Source organism: Streptomyces sp. NBC_00829, assembly GCF_045161795.1.
Classification (GTDB): domain Bacteria; phylum Actinomycetota; class Actinomycetes; order Streptomycetales; family Streptomycetaceae; genus Streptomyces.
Genome location: NZ_CP108867.1, coordinates 3,312,589 through 3,325,674 on the forward strand (window position 1 = coordinate 3,312,589; position 13,086 = coordinate 3,325,674).

Below are 13,086 nucleotides of genomic sequence, written 5' to 3' on the forward strand. Positions count from 1 at the left end.
TCCTTTCTGTCATGAGGGAACACATGCCTGAGATTCAGCCCACCATCGTCGACCGCGGGGAGCAGCTCTACGCCTTCATCCGCGGATCGGTCCGGATGGACGACTTCGCCGTGATCGCGGACCGGCTGCCGGAGCTTTACGGCTGGCTGACCACCCGCGGCGCGGAGCTCGCGGGAGCCCCCTTCTTCCGTTTCAACAGCATCGACATGGAAGGGGAGTCGGAGGTCGAGGCGGGTGTGCCCGTCGTGACCATGCCGGAGCCCGAGGGCGACATCGGCCTCGCCGTGCTGCCCCCGGGCCGCTATGTGACGGTCGTCCATACCGGTCACCCCGACCAGCTGTTCGGGGTGGTCACGGCGGTGCGGGACTGGGCCGCCCGCGAGGGCCTGGAGTGGGACATGACGGTGGTCGACGGCGCCGAGCGCTGGACGTGCCGGCTGGAGTCGTATCTGACCGACCCCCGGGTGGAACCGGACATGTCGAAATGGGAGATCGAACTCGCCTTCCGACTGGCGGACTGAGGCACGCGACGACGTTCGCCGAGTGGTCCGCACAAGGTGGTTGCGGCCCCGCTGCGCCGAGACCTCAGGGCGGCGGCGCCGTGACGAGGTCCGGGCGTAGGGCGCCCGCCCAGCGGCGCACGCCGACTCCCGCGGGCGCGTGGTGGGGCTGATGTACGAGGTCTTCTCCGCCCTGCCGTCGGCCGCTACGACGATGGCCCCCGGCCTGCGTTTCCGCAGATCAGGGGCCATCTTCATCGCGTGGCGGCGCCAGGATTCGAACCTGGGTAGGCAGAGCCGACGGATTTACAGTCCGTTCCCATTGGCCACTCGGGCACACCGCCATGGGATGTCGCGCGAGAGACCGCTTTGGGGCGGTACTCCGTGGCAACGACGTAAACGATACCTGATGCCCAGGGGTGCTTCGCCACCGGATTGATCAGCCCTCGGGGCGGGTGCGGGTGGCTAGGCTTGCGGGAGCGGTCGGGAGGTTCCGGCCGCGCCGCTACCCACCCGAAGACCCACCCCATACAAGGAGCCACAGGACATGGCCGACTCCAGTTTCGACATTGTCTCGAAGGTCGAGCGGCAGGAGGTCGACAACGCCCTCAACCAGGCCGCGAAGGAGATCTCCCAGCGCTACGACTTCAAGAACGTCGGGGCTTCGATCGCCTGGTCCGGCGAGAAGATCCTTATGCAGGCCAACTCCGAGGAGCGGGTCGCCGCCATCCTCGATGTCTTCCAGACAAAGCTGGTCAAGCGCGGGATCTCGCTGAAGGCGCTGGACGCGGGAGAGCCGCAGCTGTCCGGCAAGGAGTACAAGATCTTCGCCTCGATCGAGGAGGGGATCTCCCAGGAGAACGCCAAGAAGGTCGCGAAGATCATCCGTGACGAGGGCCCGAAGGGTGTCAAGGCGCAGGTCCAGGGCGATGAGCTGCGGGTCAGCTCGAAGAGCCGTGACGACTTGCAGGCAGTGCAGGCGCTGCTCAAGGGGCAGGACTTCGAGTTCGCCCTGCAGTTCGTGAACTACCGGTGATCAACTGCTCTGACCTGCACGGAAGTTCTCAGGCTGACTGAGCAGGGCACAACGGGGGCACATCGCCGAGGACGGCCTCGACGGCGGCCCTCGTTGTCTCTTGCTCATCGGGCCACGGTCGGCCGGCGGCGGTCAGGCGACCAGCTCGGCCAGCAGTCCGGGGATACGGTTTTCGATCTCGTCCCGGATCGGGCGGACGGCCTCGACTCCCTGCCCGGCCGGGGGCGCGACGTCCGATTCCCGCCAGCTTCGGCGGGGCGGCAGCCGCAGACTCGTAGGTGTGCGGCACGCACACGCGTGCCGCAGGCGCACCGCTGGCGCACCGGACCGGTGTACGGCATCCGGAACCGCGCAGCACACGCTGGCCCGCCGCGAGGAAAGGAACAAGCCATGACGGTCTACACGACCATCGACAGCCCGCTGGGCGAATTGCTGCTGGCCGGCGAGGAGTCCGCCACGGCGAAGGGCGGCACCGCGCTCACCTCGCTCTCGCTGCCCGGCCAGAAGGGCGCGGCCGTCGTCCAGGCCGACTGGCTGCACGACCCCTCGGCCTTCGAGGAGATCGGCAGACAGCTGAGCTCGTACTTCGACGGCCGTCTGACGCACTTCGAGATCGAATACGTCGGCGGAGGGACGGACTTCCAGCGTCGGGTGTGGCGGGCGCTGGAGGAGATTCCGTACGGGGCGACGGCGACGTACGGCGAGATCGCCGAGCGGGTCGGCACCTCGGCGGTCGGGGTACGCGCGGTGGGCACCGCGATCGGGCGCAATCCGCTGCTCGTGGTGCGTCCATGCCACCGGGTGATCGGAGCGGACGGCGCCCTGCGCGGGTACGCGGGAGGGCTGGATCGCAAGGAGCGGCTCCTCGGGCTCGAGGCCGCGTCGGCGTCGTGAGCGGCGAGGGGCTGTTCCCGAGGGAGCGGTCGGAGATCACCCCGGGAGCAGTGCATGTGCCCGGCTGGCTCCCGGCGGAGCAGCAGCGGAAGCTGGCCGATGCCTGCCGCTCCTGGGCACGCGGTCCCGTCCCGATCCGTCACACCGTGTTGCCGGGCGGGGGTGTGATGTCCGTGCAGACCGTGTGCGTCGGCTGGCACTGGCAGCCCTATCGGTACAGCCGCACAGCGGACGATGTGAACGGCGCACGGGTGGCCGAATTCCCGCACTGGCTCGTGGAGTTGGGACGCGCGGCGATCACCGGGGCATACGGGGACAAGGGCGTCGGCGGAGACGGCGGAACACGAGGAACGGGAGAGACCGGAGCCGCAGTCGACGTGGCCGGAGCCGCAGGCGACACGGCCGGAACAGCAGGCGGTGTGCCCGGAGCCGCAGGCGACACGGCCGGAGCAGCAGGCGACGAGACAGACCGGCTCTACACGCCCGACACCGCACTGATCAACTTCTACGACGGCGCCGCCCGGATGGGCATGCACCAGGACAGGGAGGAGCGGTCCGGTGCCCCGGTGGTCTCGCTGAGCATCGGCGACACCTGTGTCTTCCGGTTCGGCAACACCAAGACGCGGGGGCGGCCGTACACGGATGTGGAGCTGGCCTCCGGCGACCTGTTCGTCTTCGGCGGCCCCGCGCGCTTCGCCTACCACGGAGTGCAGAAGGTGTACCCGGGCACGGCCGATCCGGCGTCGGGCATGAGCAGCGGCCGACTGAACATCACCCTGCGCGAGACCGGTCTGCCGGGCTGAGCCCGGCAGACCGCGAAGCCGGGTGCTGCCGCTCCAGGTCGGTACACCTAGGGCCCCTCGTTTGCACCTTGCCGGGCTCGATCCAAAAACCTAGCGCGAGCGCGAGTGGCCGAACAGGATCCGGTAGACGATCAACAGTACGAGCGAACCGCCGATGGCCGCTGCCCACGTGGCCCCGTCGTAGAACTCATTGCTGATCGGCCGGTCCAGATAGCGCGCCGATATCCAGCCGCCGATGAAGGCTCCGGCCACGCCTATGAGCGTGGTGCCGAGGAGGCCGCCCGGGTCACGGCCCGGGAGAAGAATCTTGGCTATGGCTCCGGCGAGCAGCCCGAGGATGATCCAGCTGATGATGCCCATGCCGTGAACCTGCCTTTCGTACGGTGTTGTCCTGGAGGACGCCGGGGGGACGTGACGCGGTTGCGGCGATCAGTAGGGTGCCTCGCATGACACAGGAACTACGGCGGTCCCTGGGGGTCTTCGATGCGGTCGTGATCGGGCTGGGGTCGATGGTCGGGGCGGGCATCTTCGTGGCTCTGGCTCCGGCAGCCCGAGCCGCCGGATCCGGGCTGCTCGTGGGTCTGGCGCTGGCCGCCGTCGTCGCCTACTGCAACGCCATGTCATCTGCCCGGCTCGCCGCCCGATATCCCGCGTCCGGCGGGACGTATGTCTACGGGCGCGAGCGGCTCGGTGAGTTCTGGGGATATCTGGCCGGCTGGGCGTTCATCGTGGGGAAGACCGCTTCCTGCGCGGCGATGGCCCTGACGGTCGGGGCGTACGTCTGGCCGGGGCAGGCGCACGCCGTGGCGGTCGCCGCGGTGGTGGCGCTGACTGCCGTGAACTACCGGGGCGTTCAGAAGTCGGCGTGGCTGACGCGGGCGATCGTCTCGGTGGTCCTGGCGGTGCTGGCTGCGGTCGTGGTGGCCTCCCTCGGGTCGGGCTCAGCTGATCTCGGGCTGCTGGACGTGGGCCCGGACGCCTCGGTGGGCGGCATGCTCCAGGCGGCGGGGCTGCTCTTCTTCGCGTTCGCGGGCTATGCGCGGATCGCCACACTCGGCGAGGAGGTGCGGGATCCGGCCCGCACGATCCCGCGCGCCGTGCCACTGGCGCTGGGAATCACGCTGGTCGTCTATGCGTGCGTCGCGGTCTCGGTCCTTTCTGTGCTGGGTGCGGAGGAGTTGGGCCGGGCATCGGCTCCGCTCACCGACGCCGTACGGGTTGCGGGCGCCGAATTTCTCGTCCCTGTGGTGCGGGTGGGGGCTGCTGTGGCGGCACTGGGGTCATTGCTCGCGCTGATTCTCGGCGTCTCCCGGACGACGCTGGCGATGGCCCGGGACGGCCATCTGCCGAGCGCACTAGCAGCCGTGCACCCCCGCTTCCAGGTACCGCACCACGCCGAGCTGGCGGTGGGCACGGTCGTCGCCGTGGTGGCGGCGACGGTGGATGTACGTGGGGCGATCGGCTTCTCGTCGTTCGGAGTGCTGGTGTACTACGCAATCGCCAACGTCTCGGCGTGGACGCTCAGTTCCGGACCCGACCGGGATACACCCGTTCGAGTGACGGCAGTTCGTGCAATGACGGTGCGGGTGACGGCCGGCTTCGGGTTGCTGGGGTGCCTGGCCCTGGCCTTCGCCCTGCCGGCGCTGTCGATGGTGGCGGGCGCGGCGGTGATGGCCGTGGGCGTGGTGGTGTACGCCGTGCGGACCCGCTAGAGGCCTCTCGGCGGGATCAGCCGGATCAGCGACCGGAGCTGGCGCGCCGTGACGCCTACCGCGACGCGAAGGGGTCGTCGGTGCGCACGATCTCCTTGCCGAAGGGCATCAGGGAGACCGGGATCAGCTTGAAGTTGGCCACTCCGAGCGGAATGCCGATGAGCGTGATGCACAGGGCAATGCCGGTGACGATGTGGCCGAGCGCCAGCCACCAGCCGGCGAGGATGAGCCAGAGCACGTTGCCGACGAAGGACGGCGCACCGGAGTCATGCCGGTCGACCACGGTGTAACCGAAGGGCCAGAGTGCGTAGATGCCGATGCGGAACGCGGCCACGCCGAACGGGATGCCGATGATCGTGATGCACAGCACCAGCCCGGCGACCACGTAGCCGAGGAACATCCAGAAGCCGCACAGGATGAGCCAAATGACGTTCAGGACAGTTTTCACGGGCGACGACCTGCCATCTGCTCGAGTCGGGAGATTCGTTCTGCCATCGGCGGATGGGTCGAGAACATCCTGGACAGGCCCGGGCCAGGGCGGAACGGGTTCGCGATCATCATATGACTCGCGGTCTCGAGGCGCGGCTCGGGCGGCAGCGGCAACTGTTTGGTACCAGCATCGAGTTTCCGCAGAGCACTGGCGAGGGCGAGCGGGTCGCCGGTGAGCTGGGCCCCCGAGGCGTCCGCCTCGTACTCCCGCGAGCGGCTCACCGCGAGCTGGATCACCGAGGCGGCCAGCGGTCCGAGGATCATGACCAGCAGCATGCCGATGAGCCCGGGGCCGTCGTCGTCGTCGGAGCGGCCTATGGGGATCAGCCAGGCGAAGTTCACCAGGAACATCACCACGGAGGCGAGAGCGCCCGCGACCGAGGAGATGAGGATGTCGCGGTTGTACACATGGCTCAGCTCATGGCCGATGACCCCGCGCAGCTCCCGCTCGTCGAGGATCTGCAGGATCCCCTCCGTGCAGCACACCGCGGCGTTGCGGGGGTTGCGGCCGGTGGCGAAGGCGTTGGGGGCCTGCGTCGGCGAGATGTAGAGGTGGGGCATGGGCTGACGAGCCGCTGTGGACAGCTCGCGGACGATCCGGTAGAGAAAGGGCGCCTCGAACTCACTCACCGGGCGGGCGCGCATGGCGCGCAGGGCCAGCTTGTCGCTGTTCCAGTAGGCGTACGCGTTCGTGCCCAGCGCCACGACGAGCGCGACGATCAGGCCGGTACGGCCGAAGAAACTGCCGATGACAAGGATGAGGGCGGACAGTCCCCCGAGGAGTACGGCGGTCTTCAGCCCGTTGTGCCGGCGGTGCACGGAACGCCCTCCAAGTGGTACCGCAGGGGAACCCCTTTGTGTGGTGTTGCTCCACTCTCCAGTGGACCCTTCTGTACTGGTCAACGCCAGGCGAAGGACGCTAGTTCCCTTGTGCTCCCGACCTTGGAGCAGGCCGTTCGGATGACGCTCAGAACAGGTTGGTCGCCGCGAAGCGGAGCACCAACTGGGGATAGCCGGACAGGACGACACCGACGGCAGCGGTCAGCGCGATGGCGACGGTGACCGGAGCGGGGGTGCCCTTTCTGAGTGGCTCGGCCGCCTCCTCGGCCCCCTCAGGAGCTCCCTCAGGGGCCCTGAACATGATCGCTGTCCACTGCAGGTAGTAGTACAGCGCGATCACGACGTTGACGGCCATGATCACGGCCAGCCAGCCGAGACCCGCGTCGACGGCCGAGGAGAAGACGGTCACCTTGGCGAACAGGCCGATGATGCCGGGCGGCAGGCCGGCCAGGCAGAGCAGGAAGAAGCCCATGGCGAGAGCTGTGAGCGGGCGGGTGGCGTAGAGGCCCCTGTAGTCGGAGATCCGGTTGAGCGGCCGCGTCCGGGCGACGACCGCCGCCACCCCGAAGGCCCCGAGGTTCACGACGGCGTACATCAGGGCGTACGCCACGGTCGCGCCGATCTGGTCGTCGCTGGTGTACGCGGCGGCCGCGATCGGCACCAGCAGGTAGCCGGCCTGCCCCACGGAGGACCAGGCCAGCAGCCGGATCGCGCTCCACGCGCGCGTGGGGACCTGGCGCAGCGCCGCGACATTACCCGCGGTCATGGTGAGAGCGGCGAGCACGGCGACCGCCGGGCCCCAGACATCGGCATAGCCGGGGAAGGCGATGACCGTCACCAGGATGAGGCCTGAGAAGCCGACCGCCTTGCCGACGACGGAGAGATACGCGGCAATCGGCAGCGGGGCACCCACGTACGTGTCGGGCACCCAGAAGTGGAACGGGACGGCGGCCGTCTTGAAGGCGAAGCCGACGAGGGTCAGCACCACGCCGGCCTTGGCGAGGCTGTCCAGTTGGCCGGGGACGCTGTCGAGCTCGGTGGCGATCTGCGTGAGGTGCAGGGTGCCCGTCGTGGCGTAGACGAAGCTGACGCCGAGCAGCATCACGGCGGTGGCGGTCACCGATGAGAGGAAGAACTTCAGAGCGGCTTCACTGGAGCGACGATCGCCCCGCCTGAGGCCGACGAGGGCGAAGGCCGGCAAGGACGCGACCTCCAGGGCGACGACGAGCGTGGCCAGGTCCCGCGAGGCGGGCAGAAGCGCCGCGCCGGCCGCTGAGGAGAGCAGCAGGAACCAGAACTCCCCCGCCGGGAGCTTCGTGCGGGTGTCATGGAGCGAGAGCAGGGCGGTGAGCAGGGCTCCGCCGAGCACCAGGAACTGGATCACGAGCGCGAAGTGGTCGGCGATGTAGCTGCACGTTCCGGCGTCCGACCCGAGGCAGAACGTCGCGTGGTCGCCGTCGCGCAGCGGCACGAGGGTGACGAGAGCCGCGACGAGACCGGCGATCGCGACGGCGCCCAGCAGCGGCTTGCGCTTCTCGGATACGAAGAGGTCGGCGACCAGGACGATCAGGGCGACCACCGCGGTGATGGTGGGCGGCGCGATCGCGAGCCAGTCGACGGACTGGACGAGGCTGGTGACACTGTCGGCTGCCACGGTCACGACTTGCCTCCTGCGAGGAGCTTCTGCACGGCCGGGTCGGTGAGACCGAGGAGGACCGCGGGCCACAGTCCGGCGATGACGGTGAGAGCAACGAGCGGGGTCCAGGCGGCGAATTCGTAGCGCTGCACGTCGGCGAGCGGCTTCGTGTCCTGCTCCCCCGGCTCCTCGTTCCGCAGCGCGCCCATGCAGACGCGGCGCACGACGACGAGGAGGTACGCGGCGGTGAGCAGCGTGCCGAAGGCGGCGATCGACATGAACGTGAGGAAGGCCGGACGGCTCAGGTCGTCTGCCGGGTCGAACGCGCCGAACAGAGCGAGCATCTCGCCCCAGAAACCGGCGAGGCCGGGGAGTCCGAGGGAGGCGACGGCGGCGAAGGCGAGCAGCCCGCCCAGGCGCGGGGCCCGGCCGTAGAGGGCGGCTCCGGTGGCGCCGGCGAGAGTGTCCAGGTCGGCGGTGCCGTAGCGGTCCTTGAGAGCTCCGACCAGGAAGAAGAGCAGGCCGGTGATGAGGCCGTGGGCGATGTTGGCGAAGAGCGCGCCGTTGACGCCGGTGGGGGTCAACGTCGCGATGCCGAGGAGTACGAAGCCCATGTGGCCCACGGAGGAGTAGGCGATCAGGCGCTTGAGATCTCCACCCGCGCCCTGCTTGGCGAGGGCGAGACAGGCCAGCGACCCGTAGATGATGCCCGCGACGGCGAAGGCGGCGAGGTACGGCGCGAAGATGACCATGCCCTCGGGCGCGATGGGCAGCACGATGCGGACAAATCCGTACGTACCCATCTTCAGCAGAACGCCGGCCAGCAGCACGGAGCCGACGGTCGGCGCGGCGGTGTGGGCGTCCGGGAGCCAGCTGTGCAGCGGCCACATCGGCGTCTTCACAGCGAGCCCGATACCGATCGCCAAAACGGCGATGACCTGCACTGATGTCGTCAGTCCACGGCCGTTGTCAGTGGCGAGTGCCACCATGTCGAATGTGCCGGTGTTCAGCCCGATGAGCAGGAGGCCGAGCAGCATGACGACAGAGCCGAGCAGCGTGTAGAGGATGAACTTCCAGGCGGCGGGCTGCCGCGCCTCACCGCCCCAGCGGGCGATGAGGAAGTACATCGGGATGAGCACCATCTCGAAAGCCAGGAAGAAGAGCAGCAGGTCGAGGACGGCGAAGGTCGCGAGAGTCCCGGATTCCAGGACGAGCAGCAGCGCGACAAAGCCCTTCGGGGACGGGCCCGAAGGCATCTTGAAGTAGCTGTACAGCGCGCACAGGAAGGTGAGCAGCGCTGTCAGGACCAGGAGGGGGAGAGAAATGCCGTCGACGCCGAGGTGGATCCTCACATCGAGAGCGGGGATCCAGCTGATGTCCGTCGTGGCCTGCATCTTCGACGGGTGGTCGTGGTCGAAGCCGATGGTCAGCACGATCGCCGCGGCGAGGATCGCGCCGGTGGCGGTCACACCGTGGCGCAGGACGGCCTGGTCCGGGGTCCTGCCGCGCAGTCCGGGCGGGGCGGGCAGGAGCGCGGCGCCGGCCCCGAGGAGTGGGCCGACGACGATGAACGCGAGAAGGAACTGCATCACGGACTCGCTGATATCGATCACGGCTCACGATCCCGCGTTGACGTTGGACAGGACGACGGCGGCGATCGCCAGGACGACCGAGCCGGCCAGCAGCGCGCTCAGATAGGTCTGCACATTGCCCGTCTGGGCGCGCCTGACGGCAGCGCCGAGCCAGCGGGTCCCCGTGCCCGATCCCCGCACATACGTATCGACGACTTCGCGGTCCAGGAACGCGACCAGCTGCGCCGCGGCCCGCACCGGGCGTACGAACAGGGCGGAGTAGACGGCGTCCAGGTGGAATCCGGCGGCGGCGTGGCGGTGGAGGGGGCCGAGCAGGAGACGGCCGGGGTCCGCCGGGTCTGGGGCTGCGGCGATGTCTCCGTAGACGGGCGCGTGGGTGGCGATGGCTTCCGCCTCGGTGGCCGACGGCCCCTCGTGCGGATGGGCCGCGACGGCGCCGACGGGGATACGGGCGAGGCCGGACCTGAACCGCAGTGAACGCCATGCGCCGTAGGTGATCAGTCCGCCGACGAGCGCCGCCCCGGTCCCGAGGACGGCCGTGGTGACGGTCGGCGTGAGGCTCTGGCCGTCGAACCAGTCGTCCAGGTAGCCGACGGTCAGGCCGATGCCGAGGGAAGGGACGGCGAGCACCCAGAGCACGGCATTCATGGCGATCGGCTCCCGTCCGTGGTCGGGGGCCTCGGCACCGCGGCCACGGAAGGCGAGGAGCCACAGGCGGGTCGCGTACGCGGCGGTGAGGAGGGCGGTGATCAGACCGGAGACCAGCACCGTCCAGCCGGCCGCCCCGGGGGCGATGTCGGACTCGCCGAGGGCCGTGTGCTCGGCGGCGACGAGGACGGCTTCCTTGGAGAAGAAGCCTGCGAAGGGAGGGATGGCGGCGAGCGCGAGCAGGGCGACGGTCATCGTCCAGTACGCGTCGGGGATGCGCTTGGCGAGGCCGCTCATCCGGGACATGGCCGCGAGCGAGTTGGTGCCGGCGGCGTGGATGATCACACCGGCGGCGAGGAAGAGGAGCGCCTTGAAGGCACCGTGCGTCATGAGGTGGAAGACGGCGGCGTCACGGTTCCCGACGGCCAGCGCGCCCGACATGTAGCCGAGCTGGCCGATGGTCGAGTAGGCGAGGACCCGCTTGATGTCGTCCTGGGCGAGGGCGGCGAGGCCCGAGCCGACCATCGTGACGGCTGCCATCACGGCGAGGACGACGAGCGCCGCCGCGGAGGCGGCGAAGACAGGAAGGAGCCGGGCCACGAAGTAGATGCCGGCAGCGACCATGGTCGCTGCGTGGATCAGCGCGGAGACGGGGGTGGGGCCCGCCATCGCGTCGGGCAGCCAGGTGTGCAGCGGGAACTGCGCCGACTTGCCCGCCACGCCGGCGAGGAGCAGCAGCGCGACCAGCGTGGGGTGTTCGATGCCGCCGGCCGCGACGGAGCCGAGGATCCCGGTGATGTTGAAGGTGCCGGCGTCGGCGGCGAGCGCGAACAGACCGATCAGAAAGGGGACGTCGCCCAGCTTGGTGACGAGGAATGCCTTGAGAGAGGCGGCACGCGCCTCGGGCGTCTCCCAGTAGTGGCCGACAAGGAAGTACGAGCAGATGCCCATGATCTCCCAGCCGACCATGAGCACCATCAGGTCGCCGGAGTAGACGACGAGCAGCATCGCGGAGGTGAAGAGGGAGACGAGTGCCGCGTACGACGGATAGCGCGGGTCGTTGCGCAGATATCCCGTCGAGTAGATCTGAACGCAGGACGCCACGACCCCGACCAGCACGGCGACAAGGACCGCGAAGCCGTCGAGGTACAGGGCGAGGTCGATGGGGACCGACCCGGTGGGGGTCAGCTGGGTCGAGGCGACGATCGGCTTCTCGCCGCCCTGGCGGAAGGCGACCAGCACGGCGAGCGCGGCCGCGACGAGGGTCGGCAGGACGGCCAGGGGACGCACGAATCCGGGGGCGGTGCGGCCGAGCAGCAGTCCGGCTGCGGCACCGAGGAAAGGAAGGAGGGGGACGAGGACGGCGAGGGTCGTGGTCGTCACGCGGTGGCCTCGGCCTTCTGCGCCGGGGAGGTCGCGTCCGGGGCGTCGGAACTGTCGTCGGGACCCTCGGCGGTGTCGCGGAGTCGGTCGACGTCCGAGGACCCGCGGTTGCGATAGACCATCAGGACGACCGCCAGGCCGATGCCGATCTCCGCGGCGGCGATGGCGATGGTGAACAGGGTGAGCGCCTGGCCGGCGTGGAGGGTGTCACGCAGCCAGACGTCGAAGGCGACGAGGTTGAGGTTGACCGCGTTGAGCATGAGCTCGACGGACATCAGGACCAGGATCGCGTTGCGGCGCGCGAGTACTCCGTACAGCCCGACGCAGAAAAGGAGGACGGCGAGCACGGCGGGATAGGCGAGGTGCATCAGCTCTTCCTCTCGGGATCCTCGGCGGCCTTGTCGTTCTTGCCGGCCATGCCGCCCTTGTCGTCCTTGCGGGACAGGACGATCGCGCCGACGAGTGCGGCGAGCAGCAGTACGGAGAGCGCCTCGAACGGCAGCACCCAGTGCCGGAACAGGATTTCGCCGGACACCTTGGTGGAGCCCTGCGCGGGCCCGTCCAGGTCGATCCAGGTCGTACGGAACGCGTCGACGACCACCCAGACCAGGGACGCCGCGGCGGCGACGGCCACGGCGAGGGCGACCCAGCCGTTGCGGGAGTCGGCGTCCGGGGACCGGCCGATGGGGGCCTTGGTGAGCATCAGCCCGAACAGAAGGAGGACGACCACGGATCCGACGTAGATCAGGACCTGCACCCAGGCGATGAACTCGGCCGTCAGCAGCAGGTACTCGACGGCGAGGCCGCCGAGGGCCACGACCAGCCAGAGCGCGGCGTGCACCAGCTGCTTGGTCGTGACGGCTATGACGGCGGCGCCGAGGGTGGCGAGCCCGACGAGGACGAAGGCGATCTCGACGCCGCTCGGCGAGAGAAAGCCGTGCGGGTCGGCTGCGGCGAGCATCATGCCGGGCCTCCCTGCCCCGCGGGCGGTGCGGCGGCCTCGCCCGGACCGGCCGGGTCCGCCTGGGCGGTCGCGAGCTTTTCGGCCGCCTTGCGAGCGGCGGCGAGCTCCTTCGGCTCCTCGGCGCCGGGGTCAAGCGCGGGCGGCGCAGGCACCGTCCACATCCACTCGCGCAGCTTGTCGCGCTCGTGGGTGAGTTCACGGATGTCCGTCTCGGCGTATTCGAACTCCGGGGACCAGAACAGCGCGTCGAAAGGACAGACCTCGATACAGATACCGCAGTACATGCAGAGCGCGAAGTCGATGGCGAAGCGGTCGAGGACGTTGCGGCTGCGCTCCCGGCCGCCGGGGGCGGCGGCCGGGACCGTCTCCTTGTGGGAGTCGATGTAGATGCACCAGTCGGGGCACTCACGGGCGCAGAGCATGCAAACCGTGCAGTTCTCCTCGAACAGGCCGATCACACCGCGCGTCCGGGGCGGGAGTTCGGGCTGGACGTCCGGGTACTGCGCGGTGACGGTCTTCTTCGTCATCGTCCGCAGCGTGACGGCCAGGCCCTTGGCCAGGCCGGATCCTGGGATCGGAGGAGCCATGT

14 protein-coding genes, 1 tRNA gene and 1 pseudogene are annotated in these 13,086 nt (G+C 69.3%); 5 read left to right on the forward strand and 11 right to left on the reverse strand.

Annotation, left to right across the window (positions count from 1 at the left end):
• The first annotated feature begins 23 nt into the window (after positions 1–23).
• Complete coding sequence (locus OG293_RS14135; protein WP_405999145.1) at positions 24–521, forward strand: GyrI-like domain-containing protein; 498 nt, start codon at positions 24–26, stop codon at positions 519–521.
• Between the two features lie 241 nt (positions 522–762).
• On the opposite strand, the gene OG293_RS14140 is transcribed toward OG293_RS14135, so the two are convergent.
• Positions 763–844, reverse strand: a tRNA-Tyr gene (locus OG293_RS14140).
• Between the two features lie 203 nt (positions 845–1,047).
• Here OG293_RS14140 and OG293_RS14145 point away from each other — a divergent pair.
• Positions 1,048–1,536, forward strand: a complete 489-nt coding sequence (locus OG293_RS14145) for a YajQ family cyclic di-GMP-binding protein (protein WP_142214233.1) — start codon at positions 1,048–1,050, stop codon at positions 1,534–1,536.
• A 132-nt stretch (positions 1,537–1,668) separates the two neighbouring features.
• Here the strand turns inward: OG293_RS14145 and OG293_RS14150 are convergent.
• Positions 1,669–1,761, reverse strand: a pseudogene (locus tag OG293_RS14150) (phosphotyrosine protein phosphatase); the annotation flags it as partial.
• A 165-nt stretch (positions 1,762–1,926) separates the two neighbouring features.
• On the opposite strand from OG293_RS14150, the gene OG293_RS14155 reads away from it, so the two are divergent.
• Positions 1,927–2,430: a methylated-DNA--[protein]-cysteine S-methyltransferase gene (locus tag OG293_RS14155; RefSeq protein ID WP_405999146.1), complete on the forward strand. Its 504-nt coding sequence runs from the start codon at positions 1,927–1,929 to the stop codon at positions 2,428–2,430.
• Positions 2,427–3,233 carry an alpha-ketoglutarate-dependent dioxygenase AlkB family protein gene (locus OG293_RS14160; protein ID WP_405999147.1) on the forward strand — a complete coding sequence of 269 codons (807 nt, stop codon included), beginning with the start codon at positions 2,427–2,429 and terminating at the stop codon, positions 3,231–3,233. The genes OG293_RS14155 and OG293_RS14160 overlap by 4 nt, the downstream gene beginning before the upstream one ends.
• 90 nt (positions 3,234–3,323) lie before the next feature.
• On the opposite strand, the gene OG293_RS14165 is transcribed toward OG293_RS14160, so the two are convergent.
• A complete protein-coding gene (locus tag OG293_RS14165) occupies positions 3,324–3,593 on the reverse strand; it encodes a GlsB/YeaQ/YmgE family stress response membrane protein (protein ID WP_405999148.1) in 270 nt (89 codons plus the stop codon).
• Between the two features lie 86 nt (positions 3,594–3,679).
• Between OG293_RS14165 and OG293_RS14170 the strand changes: the two genes are divergently transcribed.
• A complete protein-coding gene (locus tag OG293_RS14170) occupies positions 3,680–4,945 on the forward strand; it encodes an APC family permease (RefSeq protein ID WP_405999149.1) in 1,266 nt (421 codons plus the stop codon).
• Between the two features lie 55 nt (positions 4,946–5,000).
• Here OG293_RS14170 and OG293_RS14175 read toward each other — a convergent pair whose 3' ends face one another.
• The 8 genes from OG293_RS14175 to OG293_RS14210 all read right to left on the reverse strand — a co-directional run bounded on the left by OG293_RS14175 (position 5,001) and on the right by OG293_RS14210 (position 13,084).
• Positions 5,001–5,393, reverse strand: a complete 393-nt coding sequence (locus OG293_RS14175) for a YccF domain-containing protein (protein WP_405999150.1) — start codon at positions 5,391–5,393, stop codon at positions 5,001–5,003.
• Positions 5,390–6,253, reverse strand: coding sequence for a zinc metalloprotease HtpX (gene htpX / locus OG293_RS14180; protein ID WP_405999151.1), 864 nt, complete (start codon positions 6,251–6,253; stop codon positions 5,390–5,392). Before htpX ends, OG293_RS14175 begins: the two co-directional genes overlap by 4 nt.
• Positions 6,254–6,401: 148 nt before the next feature.
• Positions 6,402–7,934, reverse strand: a complete 1,533-nt coding sequence (locus OG293_RS14185) for an NADH-quinone oxidoreductase subunit N (protein WP_405999152.1) — start codon at positions 7,932–7,934, stop codon at positions 6,402–6,404.
• Positions 7,931–9,499 carry an NADH-quinone oxidoreductase subunit M gene (locus OG293_RS14190; RefSeq protein WP_406003590.1) on the reverse strand — a complete coding sequence of 523 codons (1,569 nt, stop codon included), beginning with the start codon at positions 9,497–9,499 and terminating at the stop codon, positions 7,931–7,933. The genes OG293_RS14185 and OG293_RS14190 overlap by 4 nt, the downstream gene beginning before the upstream one ends.
• A gap of 27 nt (positions 9,500–9,526) precedes the next feature.
• The gene (locus tag OG293_RS14195; protein ID WP_405999153.1) at positions 9,527–11,533 is read right to left on the reverse strand and encodes an NADH-quinone oxidoreductase subunit L; all 2,007 of its coding nucleotides are present in this window, start codon (positions 11,531–11,533) and stop codon (positions 9,527–9,529) included.
• Positions 11,530–11,901 (reverse strand): NADH-quinone oxidoreductase subunit NuoK, encoded by a 372-nt coding sequence (nuoK, locus tag OG293_RS14200; protein ID WP_405999154.1) that lies wholly within the window; start codon positions 11,899–11,901, stop codon positions 11,530–11,532. Before nuoK ends, OG293_RS14195 begins: the two co-directional genes overlap by 4 nt.
• The gene (locus OG293_RS14205) at positions 11,901–12,497 is read right to left on the reverse strand and encodes an NADH-quinone oxidoreductase subunit J (RefSeq protein ID WP_405999155.1); all 597 of its coding nucleotides are present in this window, start codon (positions 12,495–12,497) and stop codon (positions 11,901–11,903) included. The genes nuoK and OG293_RS14205 overlap by 1 nt, the downstream gene beginning before the upstream one ends.
• A complete protein-coding gene (locus tag OG293_RS14210) occupies positions 12,494–13,084 on the reverse strand; it encodes a NuoI/complex I 23 kDa subunit family protein (RefSeq protein ID WP_405999156.1) in 591 nt (196 codons plus the stop codon). Before OG293_RS14210 ends, OG293_RS14205 begins: the two co-directional genes overlap by 4 nt.
• Positions 13,085–13,086 lie beyond the last annotated feature (2 nt).

Bases quoted from the DNA above. Each gene is read 5' to 3' on its own strand.
- OG293_RS14145 (WP_142214233.1), top strand. From the start codon at position 1,048: ATGGCCGACTCCAGTTTCGACATTGTCTCGAAGGTCGAGCGGCAGGAG.
- OG293_RS14190 (WP_406003590.1), bottom strand. From the start codon at position 9,499: ATGCAGTTCCTTCTCGCGTTCATCGTCGTCGGCCCACTCCTCGGGGCC.
- OG293_RS14165 (WP_405999148.1), bottom strand. From the start codon at position 3,593: ATGGGCATCATCAGCTGGATCATCCTCGGGCTGCTCGCCGGAGCCATA.
- OG293_RS14210 (WP_405999156.1), bottom strand. From the start codon at position 13,084: ATGGCTCCTCCGATCCCAGGATCCGGCCTGGCCAAGGGCCTGGCCGTC.
- OG293_RS14170 (WP_405999149.1), top strand. From the start codon at position 3,680: ATGACACAGGAACTACGGCGGTCCCTGGGGGTCTTCGATGCGGTCGTG.
- OG293_RS14155 (WP_405999146.1), top strand. From the start codon at position 1,927: ATGACGGTCTACACGACCATCGACAGCCCGCTGGGCGAATTGCTGCTG.
- OG293_RS14205 (WP_405999155.1), bottom strand. From the start codon at position 12,497: ATGATGCTCGCCGCAGCCGACCCGCACGGCTTTCTCTCGCCGAGCGGC.
- nuoK (WP_405999154.1), bottom strand. From the start codon at position 11,901: ATGCACCTCGCCTATCCCGCCGTGCTCGCCGTCCTCCTTTTCTGCGTC.
- OG293_RS14135 (WP_405999145.1), top strand. From the start codon at position 24: ATGCCTGAGATTCAGCCCACCATCGTCGACCGCGGGGAGCAGCTCTAC.